Origin of the sequence: Pantoea phosphatilytica, from assembly GCF_051025615.1 — a bacterium.
Taxonomy (GTDB): Bacteria; Pseudomonadota; Gammaproteobacteria; order Enterobacterales; family Enterobacteriaceae; genus Pantoea.
On sequence record NZ_JBPFDF010000003.1, the window covers coordinates 1 to 15,935 of the forward strand.

At 55.8% G+C, this 15,935-nt stretch carries 15 protein-coding genes, 1 tRNA gene and 2 rRNA genes; 4 read left to right on the top strand and 14 right to left on the bottom strand.

Features of this window, described 5'->3' with window-relative positions; genetic code table 11:
- The first annotated feature begins 5 nt into the window (after nt 1–5).
- The 3 genes from rrf (ACR6AS_RS12685) to rrf (ACR6AS_RS12695) all read left to right on the top strand — a co-directional run bounded on the left by rrf (ACR6AS_RS12685) (nt 6) and on the right by rrf (ACR6AS_RS12695) (nt 361).
- Nucleotides 6–121: ribosomal RNA gene (rrf, locus tag ACR6AS_RS12685) — 5S ribosomal RNA — on the top strand.
- A gap of 14 nt (nt 122–135) precedes the next feature.
- Nucleotides 136–211: transfer RNA gene (locus tag ACR6AS_RS12690), tRNA-Thr, on the top strand.
- Between the two features lie 34 nt (nt 212–245).
- Nucleotides 246–361 (top strand): 5S ribosomal RNA (gene rrf, locus ACR6AS_RS12695).
- 201 nt (nt 362–562) lie between these two features.
- Here the strand turns inward: rrf (ACR6AS_RS12695) and ACR6AS_RS12700 are convergent.
- From ACR6AS_RS12700 to msrP, 14 genes are all read right to left on the bottom strand, one after another.
- Complete coding sequence (locus ACR6AS_RS12700; protein ID WP_111139686.1) at nt 563–1,324, bottom strand: amino acid ABC transporter ATP-binding protein; 762 nt, start codon at nt 1,322–1,324, stop codon at nt 563–565.
- An 8-nt stretch (nt 1,325–1,332) separates the two neighbouring features.
- Nucleotides 1,333–2,433 carry an amino acid ABC transporter permease gene (locus tag ACR6AS_RS12705; protein WP_293774344.1) on the bottom strand — a complete coding sequence of 367 codons (1,101 nt, stop codon included), beginning with the start codon at nt 2,431–2,433 and terminating at the stop codon, nt 1,333–1,335.
- Between the two features lie 15 nt (nt 2,434–2,448).
- On the bottom strand, nt 2,449–3,627 hold the full coding sequence (locus ACR6AS_RS12710; protein ID WP_293774346.1) for an amino acid ABC transporter permease: 1,179 nt from the start codon (nt 3,625–3,627) through the stop codon (nt 2,449–2,451).
- A 68-nt stretch (nt 3,628–3,695) separates the two neighbouring features.
- The gene (locus tag ACR6AS_RS12715) at nt 3,696–4,721 is read right to left on the bottom strand and encodes an amino acid ABC transporter substrate-binding protein (protein WP_111139683.1); all 1,026 of its coding nucleotides are present in this window, start codon (nt 4,719–4,721) and stop codon (nt 3,696–3,698) included.
- 535 nt (nt 4,722–5,256) lie between these two features.
- Nucleotides 5,257–5,553, bottom strand: coding sequence for a DNA-binding transcriptional regulator Fis (gene fis / locus ACR6AS_RS12720; protein WP_003855228.1), 297 nt, complete (start codon nt 5,551–5,553; stop codon nt 5,257–5,259).
- 23 nt (nt 5,554–5,576) lie between these two features.
- Nucleotides 5,577–6,542, bottom strand: a complete 966-nt coding sequence (gene dusB, locus ACR6AS_RS12725) for a tRNA dihydrouridine synthase DusB (protein ID WP_009087532.1) — start codon at nt 6,540–6,542, stop codon at nt 5,577–5,579.
- Between the two features lie 366 nt (nt 6,543–6,908).
- On the bottom strand, nt 6,909–7,790 hold the full coding sequence (gene prmA, locus ACR6AS_RS12730) for a 50S ribosomal protein L11 methyltransferase (protein ID WP_111139682.1): 882 nt from the start codon (nt 7,788–7,790) through the stop codon (nt 6,909–6,911).
- A 16-nt stretch (nt 7,791–7,806) separates the two neighbouring features.
- Nucleotides 7,807–9,252 carry a sodium/pantothenate symporter gene (gene panF / locus ACR6AS_RS12735; protein WP_293774351.1) on the bottom strand — a complete coding sequence of 482 codons (1,446 nt, stop codon included), beginning with the start codon at nt 9,250–9,252 and terminating at the stop codon, nt 7,807–7,809.
- Nucleotides 9,242–9,484 carry a YhdT family protein gene (locus tag ACR6AS_RS12740; RefSeq protein ID WP_111139680.1) on the bottom strand — a complete coding sequence of 81 codons (243 nt, stop codon included), beginning with the start codon at nt 9,482–9,484 and terminating at the stop codon, nt 9,242–9,244. The genes panF and ACR6AS_RS12740 overlap by 11 nt, the downstream gene beginning before the upstream one ends.
- A gap of 72 nt (nt 9,485–9,556) precedes the next feature.
- The gene (gene accC, locus ACR6AS_RS12745) at nt 9,557–10,906 is read right to left on the bottom strand and encodes an acetyl-CoA carboxylase biotin carboxylase subunit (RefSeq protein ID WP_111139679.1); all 1,350 of its coding nucleotides are present in this window, start codon (nt 10,904–10,906) and stop codon (nt 9,557–9,559) included.
- Between the two features lie 11 nt (nt 10,907–10,917).
- Complete coding sequence (accB, locus tag ACR6AS_RS12750) at nt 10,918–11,379, bottom strand: acetyl-CoA carboxylase biotin carboxyl carrier protein (RefSeq protein WP_111139678.1); 462 nt, start codon at nt 11,377–11,379, stop codon at nt 10,918–10,920.
- A 25-nt stretch (nt 11,380–11,404) separates the two neighbouring features.
- The gene (gene aroQ, locus ACR6AS_RS12755) at nt 11,405–11,857 is read right to left on the bottom strand and encodes a type II 3-dehydroquinate dehydratase (RefSeq protein WP_434162738.1); all 453 of its coding nucleotides are present in this window, start codon (nt 11,855–11,857) and stop codon (nt 11,405–11,407) included.
- A gap of 232 nt (nt 11,858–12,089) precedes the next feature.
- Nucleotides 12,090–12,692, bottom strand: coding sequence for a protein-methionine-sulfoxide reductase heme-binding subunit MsrQ (msrQ, locus tag ACR6AS_RS12760; protein ID WP_111139688.1), 603 nt, complete (start codon nt 12,690–12,692; stop codon nt 12,090–12,092).
- A 3-nt stretch (nt 12,693–12,695) separates the two neighbouring features.
- Complete coding sequence (gene msrP / locus ACR6AS_RS12765; protein ID WP_111139677.1) at nt 12,696–13,700, bottom strand: protein-methionine-sulfoxide reductase catalytic subunit MsrP; 1,005 nt, start codon at nt 13,698–13,700, stop codon at nt 12,696–12,698.
- A 285-nt stretch (nt 13,701–13,985) separates the two neighbouring features.
- Here msrP and csrD point away from each other — a divergent pair, with 285 nt between their 5' ends.
- On the top strand, nt 13,986–15,935 hold the full coding sequence (gene csrD / locus ACR6AS_RS12770) for an RNase E specificity factor CsrD (RefSeq protein ID WP_111139676.1): 1,950 nt from the start codon (nt 13,986–13,988) through the stop codon (nt 15,933–15,935).

Below are 15,935 nucleotides of genomic sequence, written 5' to 3' on the forward strand. Positions count from 1 at the left end.
ATCTGCCTGGCGGCTTTAGCGCGGTGGTCCCACCTGACCCCATGCCGAACTCAGAAGTGAAACGCCGTAGCGCCGATGGTAGTGTGGGGCCTCCCCATGCGAGAGTAGGGAACTGCCAGGCATCAAATTTAGTGTGCTGATATGGCTCAGTTGGTAGAGCGCACCCTTGGTAAGGGTGAGGTCCCCAGTTCGACTCTGGGTATCAGCACCAGTTAAGACACGAGTTCGGTAAATAAAAGAATTTGCCTGGCGGCTGTAGCGCGGTGGTCCCACCTGACCCCATGCCGAACTCAGAAGTGAAACGCCGTAGCGCCGATGGTAGTGTGGGGTCTCCCCATGCGAGAGTAGGGAACTGCCAGGCATCAAATAAGAGAGAGCCCTTCGCACATGCGAAGGGCTTTTTTCGTTGTGTGGCAATAACGCTTTCACTTTCTGGCGTCTGTTATCCCCTCACTCTGCCGTCAGTGCATCTGCCAACAGTCAAAAAGCGAAGCTGCCTGAGTTATTCAGGCCATAAAAAACCCGGCACCAGGCCGGGTTAACAGGTTGTCTGAGCGTCTTATCAGTGGATAACCTGCGACAGAAACGCCCGGGTGCGCTCCGATTTTGGATTGGCAAAGAACTCCTGCGGTGGCGCGACTTCGACGATCTCACCGCGATCCATAAAGATCACCCGGTCTGCGACCGTTCGGGCAAAACCCATCTCGTGCGTTACACAGAGCATCGTCATCCCATCTTCAGCCAGGCCAATCATCGTATCCAGCACCTCTTTCACCATTTCAGGATCCAGCGCCGACGTTGGCTCATCGAACAGCATAATTTTCGGCTTCATACAGAGCGAGCGGGCAATCGCCACACGCTGCTGCTGACCGCCCGAGAGCTGTCCGGGAAACTTATGCGCATGTTCAGCGATACGCACGCGCTGCAGATAGTGCATGGCCAGTTCGTCCGCTTCCTTCTTAGGGATCTTCCTCACCCACGACGGCGCCAGCGTGCAGTTCTGCAACACGGTCAGGTGGGGGAAAAGGTTGAAGTGCTGGAAGACCATACCGACTTCGGTGCGCACGCGCTCAATATTACGCACGTCATCGTTGAGGTGAATTCCATCCACCACAATGCGCCCCTGCTGATGCTCCTCCAGATGGTTGATGCAGCGAATTGTGGTCGATTTTCCGGAGCCGGATGGGCCGCACAGCACGATGCGTTCGCGGGGTTTTACCTGCAGATTGATGTCTTTCAGTACGTGGAACTGCCCGTACCATTTATTTACGTTCTCAAGCGAGATCATCAGCGGGTCGGAAGAGTGTGTCATAGAGTCAGTCATGTAAAACCTCAGTGCGGTGTACGCCCGGTGTGAAAGCGCTTTTCCAGATACTGGCTATAGCGCGACATGCTAAAACAGAAGATCCAATAGACCAGCGCAGCAAATACATAGCCCTCGGTCGACATGCCCAGCCAGGCCGGATCGACCGTCGCCTGCTGGACGCTGCTGAAGAGATCGAAGAGGCCAATGATGATGACCAGACTGGTATCTTTAAACAGGGCGATGATGGTGTTCACCAGGCCGGGGATCGTGAGCTTCAGAGCCTGTGGCAGGATCACCAGCATCTGTGTCTTCCAGTAGCCGAGCGCCAGCGATTCGGCGGCTTCATACTGCCCTTTAGGCAGCGCCTGCAGGCCGCCGCGAACTACCTCGGCCACATAGGCGGACTGGAAAAGGATCACCCCGACCAGCGCACGCACCAGCTTGTCGATCGTTGTGCCTTCCGACATAAACAGCGGCAGCATTACGGATGACATAAACAGCACGGTGATCAGCGGAACGCCACGCCAGAACTCGATGAAGATAATCGACAGCGTGCGCACCACTGGCATCCGCGAACGACGACCCAGCGCCAGCAGGATGCCCAGCGGCAGTGCACCGGCAATCCCGACCGAGGCGATAATCAGCGTCAGCGTTAACCCACCCCATTGACGGGTTTCAACCCGCTCCAGCCCCAGATAACCGCCATAGAGCAGGAACCAGACTGTCAGCGGATAGATGACCGCCCAGGCGGCGATATAACGTCCGCGATAAGGCAGGCTTTTCACGAACATCGGCACAATCGACAGCAGGCCAATCACCAGTGCCAGGTTAATGCGCCAGCGCAGCTCATGCGGGTAGAGCCCATACATGAACTGACCAAATCGCGCATGGATAAAGACCCAGCAGGCGCCCTCTTTGGTGCAATCGGCGCGCGTGGAGCCGATCCAGTTGGCCTGAAAAACCAGCCAGTTCAGCGCGGGCGGAATGACATGCCAGATTATCCAGAGGCATAGCAGCGTCAGTAAGGTATTAAACCAGCTTGAAAACAGATTTTTACGAGCCCAGAGCCAGGCGCGACTGAACAGCGTCGTCGGGACGGGGGGCGTTTCATGTGTAGTCACAGACATAGGGATCCCGTTCTCTTAACGCTCAACCAGCGCAATCTTGCGGTTGTAGACGTTCATAAGCAGCGATATCAGCAGGCTGATAATCAGGTAAACGCCCATCGTGATCGCGATTGTTTCGATAGCCTGACCGGTCTGATTCAGGACCGAGCCGGCAAACAGCGACACCATATCGGGATAACCGATGGCGGCGGCCAGTGAGGAGTTCTTCACGATGTTCAGATACTGGCTGGTCAGCGGCGGAATAATCACCCGCATGGCCTGCGGGATAATCACCTGGCGCAGCGTCACCGGATTCGGCAGGCCCAGCGAACGTGCGGCTTCATGCTGACCATGCGGTACCGACTGAATGCCGGAGCGGATAACTTCCGCGATAAACGACGAGGTATAGATCGAGAGTGCCAGCGTCAGCGCCGCCAGCTCCGGAATCATCACCGAGCCACCCCGGAAGTTGAACCCGCGCAGTTGCGGCACATCCCAGTGCGTTGCCGGACCAAAACCCATGTAGGCCAGCAGCGGGAAAAGGATCAGCATCCCCACCGCAGCGGGCCATGTGCGACGTAACTGACCGGTTTTCAGCTGGTGCGTTCGGTTAAAGCGGAACAGGCCATAGCTCACAGCCAGTGCCAGAAGCAGCGCGATAACAAACGGCCAGCTGCCGGGGGCGTAGGTCGGCCACGGCACGTAGAGCCCGCGATTGCTGACATAAGCCAGATCGAAGGCGTTCAGCGCCTGGCGCGGGCCGGGCAGGTTGCGCAGTACCGCAAAGTACCAGAAGAAGATCTGCAGCAGAGGCGGGATATTACGGAAGGTTTCGATATAGATATTTGAAAGCTTCCGCAGCAGCCAGTTGTCAGACAGGCGGGCCAGACCGACCGCGAATCCGATAATCGAGGCGAAAACAATACAGAGTGCAGAGACCAGCAGCGTGTTGGTTAATCCGACCATAAACACGCGCGCGTAGGTATCTCCCTCCGTGTACTCAATCAGGTGCTGCACGATGCCGAAACCGGCCGTGCGCTCAAGAAATCCGAATCCCGATGTAATGCCGCGACTGGCGAGGTTGATAATGGTGTTGTGCACCAGATAACCCACCACACCAAGCACCGCGACGACGGCGATGAGCTGATAAATCCAGGCGCGAACCGTGGGATTACCAAATGAAAAATCCCTTTTCACGGTTGGGCGTTGTGACATGTTGAAACCTCAGTAACGAAAGCTGGGGTAGGGCACCGCAGAATACGGTGCCCGATTGGCGAGGTCTGTTAACGTACCGGCGGTGCGTACTGAATGCCGCCCTGGTTCCACAACGCATTCTGACCGCGAGCAATCTTCAGTGCGCTATCTTTACCGACGTTACGGTCAAAGCTTTCCTGATAGTTGCCCACCTGCTTGATGATGTTGTAGGCCCACTTGTTATCCAGCTTCAGATCTTTACCAAAATCACCTTCTGATCCGAGCAGATGCGCCATATCCGGCGTCGTTGGCTTCGCGGCCATCTGGTCGACGTTCTTCGAAGAGATACCCATCTCTTCCGCGTTCAGCATGGCGTAGAGCGACCATTTCACGATGGTGAACCAGTCATCATCGCCGCGGCGTACCAGCGGCCCCAGCGGCTCTTTAGAAATCACTTCTGGCAGCACGATGAAGTCGTCAGGCTTGCCCAGCTTGATACGCAATGCATAAAGCTGAGACTGGTCAGAGGCCAGCGTGTCGCAGCGACCGCTATCCAGCGCCTTAGCCGACTCATCAGAACGATCAAAGGTCACCGGGGTATATTGCATCTTGTTGGCTTTGAAGAAGTCCGCCACGTTCAGCTCGGTGTCGGTGCCCGCCTGGATACAGACGGTGGCGCCATCCAGCTCTTTCGCACTTTTCAGACCGGCTTTCTGGTGAGTCAGGAAGCCGATGCCGTCGTAATAGTTCACGCCCGCAAACAGGAAGCCCATACCGCCATCACGCGATGAGGTCCAGGTGGTGTTACGTGACAGCACATCGACTTCGCCGGACTGCAGGGCGGTGAAACGCTCTTTGGCGGTCAGCGGGGTATATTTGACTTTGGTGGCATCGCCAAATACTGCGGCAGCCGCAGCACGACAGACATCCACATCGATACCCGTGAACTTGCCACTGGCGTCGGCATAGGAAAAGCCCGGCAAGCCGTCACTGATCCCACATTGAACAAATCCTTTTTTCTTGATCGCATCCAGTGTGGTGCCTGCGTGTGCCTGCTGAGCAAGGCCAGCCAGCGCAGCAGCGGCGATCAGCGTAGAGAGCATCATCTTTTTCATAAAGCATCCTGTGTGGCGGGATTATGTTGTTATGTTTGCGCACTTTAGTGTGCGTTTTTTTCCTGTCTGTGGCAGTCAGCCATCCACGACTCTGCAAAGCTGATGCCAGGTTTGCAGAGGCCTGAATAGGATTGAAAGAACGGCTAATAATCGGAAGCACCCTGAAAGTTCCGCTAATATCGCGCACCAAAAGGAAGCAATGCGAGTCGACCCGATCACATTTAGTGCAAATAGTTTCACTAAATGAGAGCAGTGTGAGCGTTCACTCAGGGCGAAATGTATGGAAAGCATCTGTTGCTTTTTAATGCGCAGAAAATCACACAATCAGAGGTGACAGGGAGGGAGAGCCAGACCAGAAGTAAAACAGCAGAGAGAACAGGGAAAGCGAGGGGGCGAAATATCACGCCAGCAACTGCAACTATAGTTACCATATTGCGGGCAACTGTTTCACGTCCTGTGCCGCGACTTTGTGGGATAACGCACAAATAAAAACGCCAGCCCGAAGGCTGGCGTGATTAACAGACTGAACTAAAAATCAGTTCATGCCGTATTTTTTCAGTTTCTTACGCAGCGTACCGCGGTTGATACCCATCATCAGGGCAGCACGGGTCTGGTTGCCACGGGTATACTGCATCACCATGTCCAACAGAGGCTGCTCGACTTCAGCCAAAACCAGCTCATACAGGTCGCTCACATCCTGACCATTCAGTTGAGCAAAATAGTTCTTCAGTGCCTGTTTAACCGAATCACGCAAAGGTTTTTGAGTTACCTGATCCTGTGAGTTAACGGTAGAAACGGTCAGTACGTCAGAATTTACGCGTTGTTCGAACATAGTTCTTTCAGCTCTTTATTTCGTTACGCAAGATTTTCGAAGTATGCCTCCAACGCCTCCAGCTGTTCGCTGGCATCCTCAATGGCGTTGAATGTGCGCCGAAACTGGTCATTAGGGGCATGCTCCTGCAGGTACCAGGAGACGTGCTTGCGCGCTATACGGTATCCCTTGCCTGAACCGTAAAAGTCGTGCAGCTCACGTATATGCGAAACAAGCAAGCGCTTGACCTCTGCCAGCGGCAGCGGGGCAAGCAGCTCCCCAGTGTCCAGATAATGCTGGATTTCCCGGAAGATCCACGGTCTTCCCTGAGCAGCGCGTCCTATCATCAGAGCATCGGCCCCTGTATAGTCGAGCACCGCTCTGGCTTTATGCGGGTCAGTTATGTCTCCATTCGCGATAATCGGAATGGAAACACTCTGCTTAACTGTCCGAATGCTGTCATATTCAGCTTCTCCGTTGAACAGGCAGGCACGAGTGCGGCCATGTATCGTCAGAGCCTGGATACCGCAGCGTTCAGCCAATTGGGCAATCGCGACACAGTTCCTGTTTTCAGGATCCCAGCCAGTACGAATTTTCAGCGTGACCGGCACGTTCACTGCATTAACCACTGCGGAGAGAATCGACTCCACCACGGCGGGATATTGCAGCAAGGCTGAACCCGCCATTTTGCGGTTAACCTTCTTGGCAGGGCACCCCATATTAATGTCGATAACCTGTGCACCAGCTTCAACATTAATGCGTGCAGCTTGCGCCATTTCGCTGGGATCGCAACCGGCAATCTGCACGGCGCGAATGCCTGGCTCATCACTGTGCACCATACGTAAGCGAGATTTGTCGCTTGCCCAGACTTCGGGGTTTGATGACAACATCTCAGAAACTGCCATGCCTGCACCCATTTCATGACACAACGTCCTGAACGGCCTGTCGGTAATACCGGCCATAGGCGCTGCAATCAGTCGATTTCTCAGCTGGAGGTTTCCAATACGCATGAAGTCAGAATGGCCATACTGTGTCTGCAAGGCGGCGTATATTACGCATTTTTGCAGGAAGATGAAAGGCCAAACTTTGAACAATCAGCAAGAAAGATCAATGAAAACGGGGTGATGACAGGAACTATTAATAATTAAACTTAAATATCAGACACTTAATAATTTATGCTGAAATTGTGAACAAAAGTTTTTCCAGAAAAGTACGCCAATTCACCAGATAATAAACGTCACATGCCGTGATTAACGATACAAGCATCCAGTCCAGGTCAGAAAAGCCCGCAACTTACGCTGCGGGCTGGTTGAATATGCTGTTACGACGCTTTGCGCCTGAAACTGCGCTATCCGTGAGGCAGAGGGGGGCAAAAATCAGGATTTAATTCCGGTAATCCGGCACCACTCCTCTTTGACCGCCACCGGGTCGAGAGCGAATTCGCCCGCGTAGGCTTCACAGACACCCTCCGCCTGGCTCTCTAACACACCGGACAGGCCCAGATGGCCGCCAGACTTCGGCAACACGCTAATCAGCGGGGCCAGCTCACGCAGCGGGCCTGCCAGGATATTGGCGACGACCACATCCGCCTGCAGATTATCGGGCTGCTGGTGGGGCAGATAGAGCGACAGACGGTCGGCAACGCCATTACGCTCGGCATTATCCCGGCTGGCCTGAATCGCCTGCGGATCGATATCAATGCCGATCGCCTGAGCGGCACCCAGCTTCAGGGCGGCGATCGCCAGGATCCCCGAACCACAGCCGAAATCGATCACGGTCTTGCCGGCCAGATCCAGCCCGTCAAGCCAGGTGAGGCAGAGCGACGTCGTGGGATGCGTGCCGGTGCCGAATGCGAGCCCGGGATCCAGCATCACGTTGACGGCATCGGGATCCGGCACGTCGCGCCAGCTTGGACAGATCCAGAGACGCTCGCCAAAACGCATCGGGTGGAAGTTTTCCATCCATTCGCGCTCCCAGTCTTTGTCTTCGATCTGCTCGATCCGGTGGCGAAAACCTGCACCCAGCAGCGGATGCTGGGCCAGTTCGGCGGTGACAAAAGCCATGTCCGTCTCTGCATCAAACAGGCCGATAACATCAGTATCGCCCCACAGGCGTGTCTCACCCGGCAGCGGTTCATAAACCGGCGTGTCGTTGGTATCCTGAAAAGTCACGGAGACGGCACCGATCTCCATCAGTGCGTCGCTCAGCGTTTCCGCATGTTCACCTGAGCTGTTTATTTTGATTTGAATCCACGGCATAACGTCTCTCTTTCCGTCAATGTTGCGACGCGTCGACCCTATGCGGCGCGCGTCCAAACAGGTTGCCCACTAAAAAGGCCAGCAGGCTCAGAATCAGTGAAGGCACGATGGGGTGAAAACCCAGAATCTGCAGGTTGAGGCTCGCCAGAAAGGCGTAGCAGCCTCCGCCCACCACCATGCCGGTAATGGCACCAGCGGCATTGGCGCGCTCCCAGTAGAGGCCCAGAACCAGTGGCCAGAGGAACACCGCCTCAAGGCCGCCAAAGGCCAGCAGATTCAGCCAGATAATCATATCGGGCGGGTTCCATGCCGCAATCAGCAGCAGGATACCCAGTGCAAAGGTAATGGTGCCAGACAGCCGTCTCAGCCGCGTCTCATTCTCCAGATGTTGCGGGGCGACACGCAGATAGAGATCTTTTATCAGCGTAGCCGACGCCTGCAACAGCTGGGCATTGATGGTCGACATAATGGCGGCCATCGGTGCAGCCAGAAACAGACCGGCCGCCAGCGGCGGCAGAACGGTAATCATCAGGGTCGGTATTACGCTATCCGGCACGGTCAGGTTCGGCAGGACGGCCCGGCCCAGCGCACCGGCCAGATGCATACCCAGCATCAGGATCACCACCACGATGGTGCCCAGAATAATAGCCCGATGCACGGCCTTGCTGTCTTTGTATGAGATGCAGCGCACCGCCGTATGGGGCAGGCCAATTACTCCAAAGCAGACCAGAACGATAAACGAACTCAGGAACGTTGGCGTAATAATCTCGCCAGGCCCCTGCGGCGACAGCAGCGCAGGATCGATCGCATGCAGTTTCTCAACGGCCATGCTGAGGCCGCCAGCCTGATGGATCACCGCGAACAGCAGCAGGAAGGTGCCAATCAGCATCACGATTCCCTGCATCGCGTCATTGAGAACGCTGGCGCGGAAGCCGCCAAACGCCGTATAGAGCGCGATGGTGCCGCCAAAGATCAGCAATCCTTTGTCATAGGGGATGCCCGCGGCTGTTTCGAGCAGACGGGCACCGCCAATAAACTGCACCGTCATGGCGCCGATAAAGGCGATTAGCAGGCTCAGGCTCGCCAGCCAGATCAGCAGCGGGCTCTGATAGCGGGCATAGAGCATATCATTCAGCGTGACTGCATTATATTTCCGCGCCAGGATGGCAAACTTTTTCCCCAGCACGCCCAGCGAAAGCCAGACTGCGGGCACCTGTACCATCGCCAGCAGAACCCATCCCAGCCCATATTTATAGGCCGCACCGGGACCGCCGATAAACGAGCTGGCGCTGATATAGGTGGTGGTGAGGGTCATCGCCAGCACAAATCCGCCCATCGAGCGGCTGCCAAGGAAATATTCCGTCAGAAAACTGCCCTGACGCCTTTTGCGCACGGCAAAAATCGACAGTGCAGCAATCAGCACCAGATAGATCAGTAACGGCAGGATAATTTCACCGTTCATTTTTATCCTCCAGCGGCATATCGCGGAAAATCATCCGCACCATCAGCCAGCACAGAAAAATGAACAACAGGGGAGCAAACAGGCAGGAGAGTTCGAACCAGCGCGGCAGTCCGGTCACACCGCTTTCGCTGCCACCCAGCCAGGCGGAAAGCCCCCAGGCAGCCAGCCAGAGCAGGGTGAGATAGAGAGACCAGCGTGCCTCTTTATGTGCCTGGATAAAACGAGCATCCATGATTCAACCTTAACGCCAGCGGCAAAAGAAAAAGGCCGGATTAACCGGCCTCTGACTGACTCAGCGTTGCGATTACTTCTCGTGCAAGCCGAGTTTTTTCTCCAGATAGTGGATATTGGTTCCACCGTGCTGGAAATTCTCATCGGACATGATTTTCATCTGCAGATCAACGTTGGTCTTGATACCGTCGATGATCAGTTCCGCCAGCGCATTCTTCATGCGGGCGATGGCCACGTCACGCGTTTCGCCGTAGGTGATCAGCTTGCCGATCATGGAATCGTAATAAGGCGGCACGGTGTAGCCTGAGTAAATGTGCGACTCCCAGCGCACGCCAAAACCGCCTGGCGCGTGGAAGCGGGTGATTTTACCCGGGCTTGGCAGGAAGGTCACCGGATCTTCGGCGTTGATACGGCACTCAACCGCATGTCCGCGAATCACCACTTCATCCTGTTTGATCGACAGGGGCTGACCGGCAGCAATACGCAGCTGCTCTTTGATCAGATCCACACCGGTGATCATCTCTGTCACCGGATGTTCCACCTGAATACGGGTGTTCATTTCAATGAAGTAGAACTCACCGTTTTCATACAGGAACTCGAAGGTGCCTGCGCCACGATAGCCGATCTCAATACAGGCTTTTGCACAGCGATTGCCGATGAAGCTGCGCAGCTCCGGCGTGATGCCCGGACCTGGTGCTTCTTCGACCACTTTCTGGTGACGACGCTGCATGGAGCAGTCGCGCTCGCCCAGATAGATCGCGTTGCCCTGACCATCGGCCAGAACCTGAATCTCGATATGACGCGGATTCTCCAGATACTTCTCCATGTACACCATGTCGTTGTTGAAAGCCGCTTTGGCTTCCGCTTTCGTCATGTTGATGGACTGTTCCAGATCTTTGTCGCTGCGCACGACGCGCATACCACGACCGCCGCCGCCGCCAGACGCTTTGATGATGACCGGATAGCCGATGCGCTTAGCAAAGGCACGGTTCTTTTCCATGTCATCCGTCAGCGAACCGTCAGAGCCCGGTACGGTCGGGACGCCAGCTTTCTTCATCGCGTTGATCGCAGAAACTTTGTCGCCCATCAGACGAATCGTTTCGGCTTTCGGACCGATGAAGATAAAACCAGAGCGCTCAACCTGCTCGGCAAAATCGGCATTCTCAGACAGGAAGCCGTAGCCCGGGTGAATCGCGACTGCGCCCGTGATCTCTGCAGCAGAGATCAGCGCCGGGATGTTGAGATAACTTTTAACTGACTGCGCAGGGCCGATGCAGACGGTTTCGTCTGCCAGCAGCACATGCTTCAGGTCACGATCCGCGCTTGAGTGTACCGCAACAGTCTTGATGCCCAGTTCTTTACAGGCACGCAGAATGCGCAGCGCAATCTCACCGCGGTTAGCAATAACAATTTTATCCAGCATGATCTGCCCCGTTACTCGATGATAACCAGTGGCTCGTCAAATTCGACCGGCTGACCGCTCTCAACCAGGATCGCTTTCACCACGCCTGATTTGTCTGCTTCGATCTGGTTCATCATTTTCATGGCTTCGACGATGCACAGGGTATCGCCCGCATTCACTTTCTGACCGACTTCCACAAAGGCTTTCGCATCCGGGCTCGGCGTGCGGTAGAAGGTACCGACCATCGGTGAACGCACGATGTGACCGCTGATTTCAGCCGGTGCCGCGTCGGCAACCGCCGCAACAGGCGCAACCGCCGTCGCCAGCGCAGGCTGCTGAACAGGGGCAGCGTAAGCCTGCTGCATCATCGGGTAACCGCTATTTGCAGGTGCACGGCTGATGCGAACGGATTCTTCACCTTCAGAGATTTCCAGCTCAGAAATGCCAGACTCTTCAACCAGTTCGATCAGTTTTTTAATTTTACGAATATCCATGAGTGGGGTTCCGTACTCAGTTTGATTAATTAGTTTGAGACAGGCGTTTGACTGCCGTTTGTAAAGCCCATGTGTAGCCGTCAGCGCCAAGCCCACAGATCACGCCAGCAGAAACATCAGAAAGATAGGAGTGATGACGGAAGGGCTCGCGGGCATGCACATTGGAGAGATGAACCTCGATAAAGGGTATTTCTACCGCTAACAAGGCATCACGCAGTGCGACACTGGTATGGGTAAACGCGGCAGGATTAATGATGATGTAATCCACATTGCCTTTGGCCTCATGAATGCGATCAATCAGCTGAAATTCAGCATTGCTTTGCAGGTGGCTCAACTCCAAATTCAGCTGGTCTGCCTGGCGTGTCAGATCGTCAACAATCTGACGCAGCGTGGTGTGACCATACTTCTCAGGTTCGCGGGTTCCCAGCAGGTTAAGGTTGGGTCCGTTCAAAAGCAGAATATGTAATTTATGCGCCATCGTGCTGCCATCTCCCGCAATCATTGAGGCATCGCGTAAAATACCTTGCGAATCTTCATTTGTCACCTTTCAGGATGAAAAAGAAGACCCGACGAGCAATAAAGCCGGGCATTATATCCGTTTCGTGTCATTTCGCAGCAAAATACTGGTCTTATCTGCGAAGATGATCGGATGTGGCCTGGAGGCCACATCTTTTATCAGAAAACAGCAGAGGAAAACAACGGGCGAAGCGCTAACGGGGCCACCCTTTGAGGAATTTTTTGTAACGCCAGGCTAACAGTATCGCCGCCAGCAGCGCATAGATAAGTGGCTGGGGGGAGAGGATTTTTACCGACCAGATATAGTGGATCGGCGCCAGGATAGCGACCAGATAGACCAGATTATGCAGGGTCTGCCAGCGTTTGCCGAGTTTGCGCTGCGCGCGCTGAAACGAGGTCAACGCCAGGGCCAGCAAGATCAGCCAGCTGATAATGCCCAGCGTCAGATAAGGCCGGGAGATCAGCTCGCTGCCCAGCAGACGCAGGTTATCGATGCCCAGTTCCAGCAGGTAGTAACTCAGCAGGTGGAGAGAGGCCCAGACAAATGTCCAGACGCCCAGCAGACGACGGGTGCGGATTAACAGCGGCTGTTTACCGTAACGGGCCAGCGGTGAAACCAGCAGCGTACCCAGCAGCAGCTTCAGCGCCATCCGGCCGGTAAAGTGCTGAATATCTTTGGCCGGATCCGCGCTCAGTCCACCCTGCATCGCGGCAAGGATCAGATAGACCAGCGGCAGAAAGGCCGCCAGATGCAGGATCACCTTGAGCCACACGATCTGTTTCAGTGTCAGGCGCACCACTTAGTAATTCTCCCGTAAATCCATGCCACGGTAGAGCGAAGCCACCTGATCGGCATAGCCGTTGAACAGCAGGGTGGGTTGACGTTCAACCTTCAGCGTGCCGCCCGGACCAATGAAACGCTCGGTCGCCTGCGACCAGCGCGGATGGTTAACATGCGGGTTCACATTGGCATAAAAACCATACTCATCGGCGGCGATCTGGTTCCAGGTGGTCGGCGGCTGTGTCGCGGTCAGCGTAATTTTGACGATCGACTTGATGCCCTTGAAACCATACTTCCACGGCACGGTTAGCCGAATCGGCGCACCATTCTGCGGAGGCAGCGCTTTACCATAGACGCCGGTCGTCAGTATCGTCAGCGGATGCATCGCCTCATCCAGACGCAGACCCTCGACATAGGGATAGTTGAGGCCGCCACCGATAAAACGATCTTTCTGGCCCGGCATCTGCTCAGGATCGTAAAGGGTCTGGAAAGCAACAAAGCGCGCCTTGCTGGTGGGTTCCGCCAGAGAGAGCAGCTTATTCAGTTCAAAGCCTATCCAGGGCACCACCATCGACCAGGCTTCGACGCAGCGCATGCGATAGATCCGCTGCTCCATGGCGAACTTTTTAAAGATGTCATCCATATCCAGCGTCACCGGCTTCGCGACTTCCCCGTCAATGGTCAGTTTCCATGGCTCCGTTTTCAGGGTTCCGGCATTGGCGGCGGGGTCGGCCTTGTCCAGCCCGAACTCATAGAAGTTGTTATAGCCGGAGACTTTATCTGCGGGCGTTAAGGTGAGGTCGGCCTGATATTGCGCGGGTCTGGTGAACTCCAGCGGCCGGCCTGCGGGGGCGGCCGGGCGATCGTTGCCTTTAAACCAGCTGAGAATGTCGGCATTTGCCATGCCCGGCATCCCCATCGCCGCCGCGCTGAGTCCCAGCGTTTTCAGCACCTGACGGCGCTTCATATTAAAAATGCTTTCCGGCGTTACGTCGCCTTCGGTCAGATAGGGTGTGCGTTTCATGGGCCTTCTCCAGACAGGATGTCATCAACCAGCATGATGACTATCGCTGATATCAGCCAGTTTCGCCGTGAAAATGTGAAATTTCCTGGCTGCGCTTAGCGATGAGATTGCACTGAAAAGTGTCGGGATCAACGTCAGCTTCGCTATCACGACGATATACTTCGGCTTCATGCGACCCGGCGCTGTCGACAGCGGCAAATTATGCTATTTTTGCTCGCGTTTTCGTCAGGCTGACGGTACAAGGTTGGGTGATCCGGTTATCACCCCAGTAAGACAGGCACAGGGATGCGACTAACCACAAAATTATCGGCGATTATTACGTTTTTAAGCCTGCTGGCCATGTCACTGATGCTGGCGGGCTGCGTATTCAGCGTGATCTGGTTCAGTCATGAACGGGTTGAACATCGGGCGCAGGCGCTGGCCACGGAAGTGGATCAGGCGATGTTCACCCAGACGCCGTCAGAGATACAACGCTGGCTGGTGCGCATGATGCCGGTCATGAATGCCGAGCAGATCCTGCTTCACAACGGCAGGCAGACGTTTCTCACCCTCTCCCGACATGAAAACCCGATGCTGGAAGATGAGCCTAACCGGTTTATCCAGGTTGATGTGCCGTTGATGCATCAGACCGGACTGGCACTGCGGGTCGTCACCCTCGATCCCGCCAGAACCTGGCTGGGCTCGATCACCGGCACCTCCACGCTGAGCCTGCTGTTTGCCATCATACTGGTGATGAGCCTGACGCTGCTGATGATGCATCGCTGGCTCACGCGTCAGTGGCGCGGCATGGAGCATCTTGAAGCGCGGGCCGAGGCGATTATCAGCGGAGAGCGGGGCGTGATGCCGGAGCGCGCCATGGATGAGTGGCCACCCCGCGCCAGCCGCGCACTGGATGTGCTGCTGGCCGATCTGCAGGAGGCGGGCGAACAGCGTCTGCGTATCGACACGCTGATCCGCACCTTTGCCGCCCAGGATGGCCGCACCGGCCTGAATAACCGGCTCTTCTTCGATAACCAGCTGGCGACGCTGCTGGAGGATCAGGAAAATGTCGGCACCCACGGCGTGGTGATGATGATCCGTCTGCCCGATCTGGACACGCTGAGAGACGCTCTGGAGCCGGGGCTGCCAGAGGAGTACCTCTTTAACTTCGTCAATATGCTTTCCACTTTTGTGCTGCGCTATCCCGGCGCACTCCTGGCGCGCTACTTCCGCAGCGATTTCGCCGTACTGCTGCCGCATCGCAGTCTTAAAGAGGCCAACGCGATCGCCGATCAGCTGATCAATGCGGTGGACTCTCTGCCGCCGATGCGGCTGGTGAACCGGGATGATCTGATTCATATCGGTATCAGCGCCTGGTGCAGCGGTCAGACGGTGCCACAGGTGATGGAAAATGTTGAGATGGCGACGCGTCGCGCGACGCTGCTGGGCGGCAACAACTGGACCAACGGCGCCGGTAATCCGCAGGATGCCGGGCGGGGAAGCGTACGCTGGCGGACGCTGCTGGAGAATACGCTGAGTCGGGGCGGGCCACGGCTCTACCATAAGCCCGCCGTCAACCTCGAAGGCAAGGTGCAGCATCGGGTCATGCTGACCCGCATCTTCGACGGCGATAAAGAGGTGCTGGCCGCGGAGTATATGCCACTGGTACAGCAGCTCGGCATGGCGGAGAGCTGGGATCGCCAGCTGATGACTCGCATCGCGGCGCTCTCTGAACTCTGGCCCGAAGAGACGCTGGTGATCCCGGTGACGATTAACTCACTTCTGCAGCGCCCCTTCGTGCTCTGGCTGCAGAACATGCTGCTGCAGTGCCCGAAATCGCAAAGAAAACGATTTTTATTTGAACTTGCCGAGGCAGATGTTTGTCAACACATCAACCGGTTAGCGCCGGTATTCCGTGCGCTGAAGGCTTTTGGCTGCCGGATTGCGGTGAATCAGGCCGGTTTAACCGTGGTCAGCAGCGCCTATATACGGCAGCTGCCGCTGGAAGTGATCAAGCTGGATGCCGGTCTGGTGCGCAACATCGAGCGGCGGACCGAAAATCAGCTGTTCGTGCAGAGTCTGCTGGAAGTCTGTAAGAGTACGGGTGTGCGGGTGTTTGCTGCCGGCGTCCGGACGAAAGCGGAGTGGCAGACGCTGGCGGCGCTGGGTGTGGCTGGCGGTCAGGGCGATCTTTTTGCCCCTTCGCTTCCGGTTAACAGTAACGTGAAAAAGTATTCACAACGTTACCGTATTTAA

Bases quoted from the DNA above. Each gene is read 5' to 3' on its own strand.
- msrP (WP_111139677.1), bottom strand. From the start codon at position 13,700: ATGAAACGCACACCCTATCTGACCGAAGGCGACGTAACGCCGGAAAGC.
- dusB (WP_009087532.1), bottom strand. From the start codon at position 6,542: ATGCGTATTGGAAACCTCCAGCTGAGAAATCGACTGATTGCAGCGCCT.
- fis (WP_003855228.1), bottom strand. From the start codon at position 5,553: ATGTTCGAACAACGCGTAAATTCTGACGTACTGACCGTTTCTACCGTT.
- ACR6AS_RS12715 (WP_111139683.1), bottom strand. From the start codon at position 4,721: ATGAAAAAGATGATGCTCTCTACGCTGATCGCCGCTGCTGCGCTGGCT.
- ACR6AS_RS12700 (WP_111139686.1), bottom strand. From the start codon at position 1,324: ATGACTGACTCTATGACACACTCTTCCGACCCGCTGATGATCTCGCTT.
- prmA (WP_111139682.1), bottom strand. From the start codon at position 7,790: ATGCCGTGGATTCAAATCAAAATAAACAGCTCAGGTGAACATGCGGAA.
- accB (WP_111139678.1), bottom strand. From the start codon at position 11,379: ATGGATATTCGTAAAATTAAAAAACTGATCGAACTGGTTGAAGAGTCT.
- csrD (WP_111139676.1), top strand. From the start codon at position 13,986: ATGCGACTAACCACAAAATTATCGGCGATTATTACGTTTTTAAGCCTG.
- ACR6AS_RS12740 (WP_111139680.1), bottom strand. From the start codon at position 9,484: ATGGATGCTCGTTTTATCCAGGCACATAAAGAGGCACGCTGGTCTCTC.
- panF (WP_293774351.1), bottom strand. From the start codon at position 9,252: ATGAACGGTGAAATTATCCTGCCGTTACTGATCTATCTGGTGCTGATT.
- ACR6AS_RS12705 (WP_293774344.1), bottom strand. From the start codon at position 2,433: ATGTCTGTGACTACACATGAAACGCCCCCCGTCCCGACGACGCTGTTC.
- ACR6AS_RS12710 (WP_293774346.1), bottom strand. From the start codon at position 3,627: ATGTCACAACGCCCAACCGTGAAAAGGGATTTTTCATTTGGTAATCCC.
- aroQ (WP_434162738.1), bottom strand. From the start codon at position 11,857: ATGGCGCATAAATTACATATTCTGCTTTTGAACGGACCCAACCTTAAC.
- accC (WP_111139679.1), bottom strand. From the start codon at position 10,906: ATGCTGGATAAAATTGTTATTGCTAACCGCGGTGAGATTGCGCTGCGC.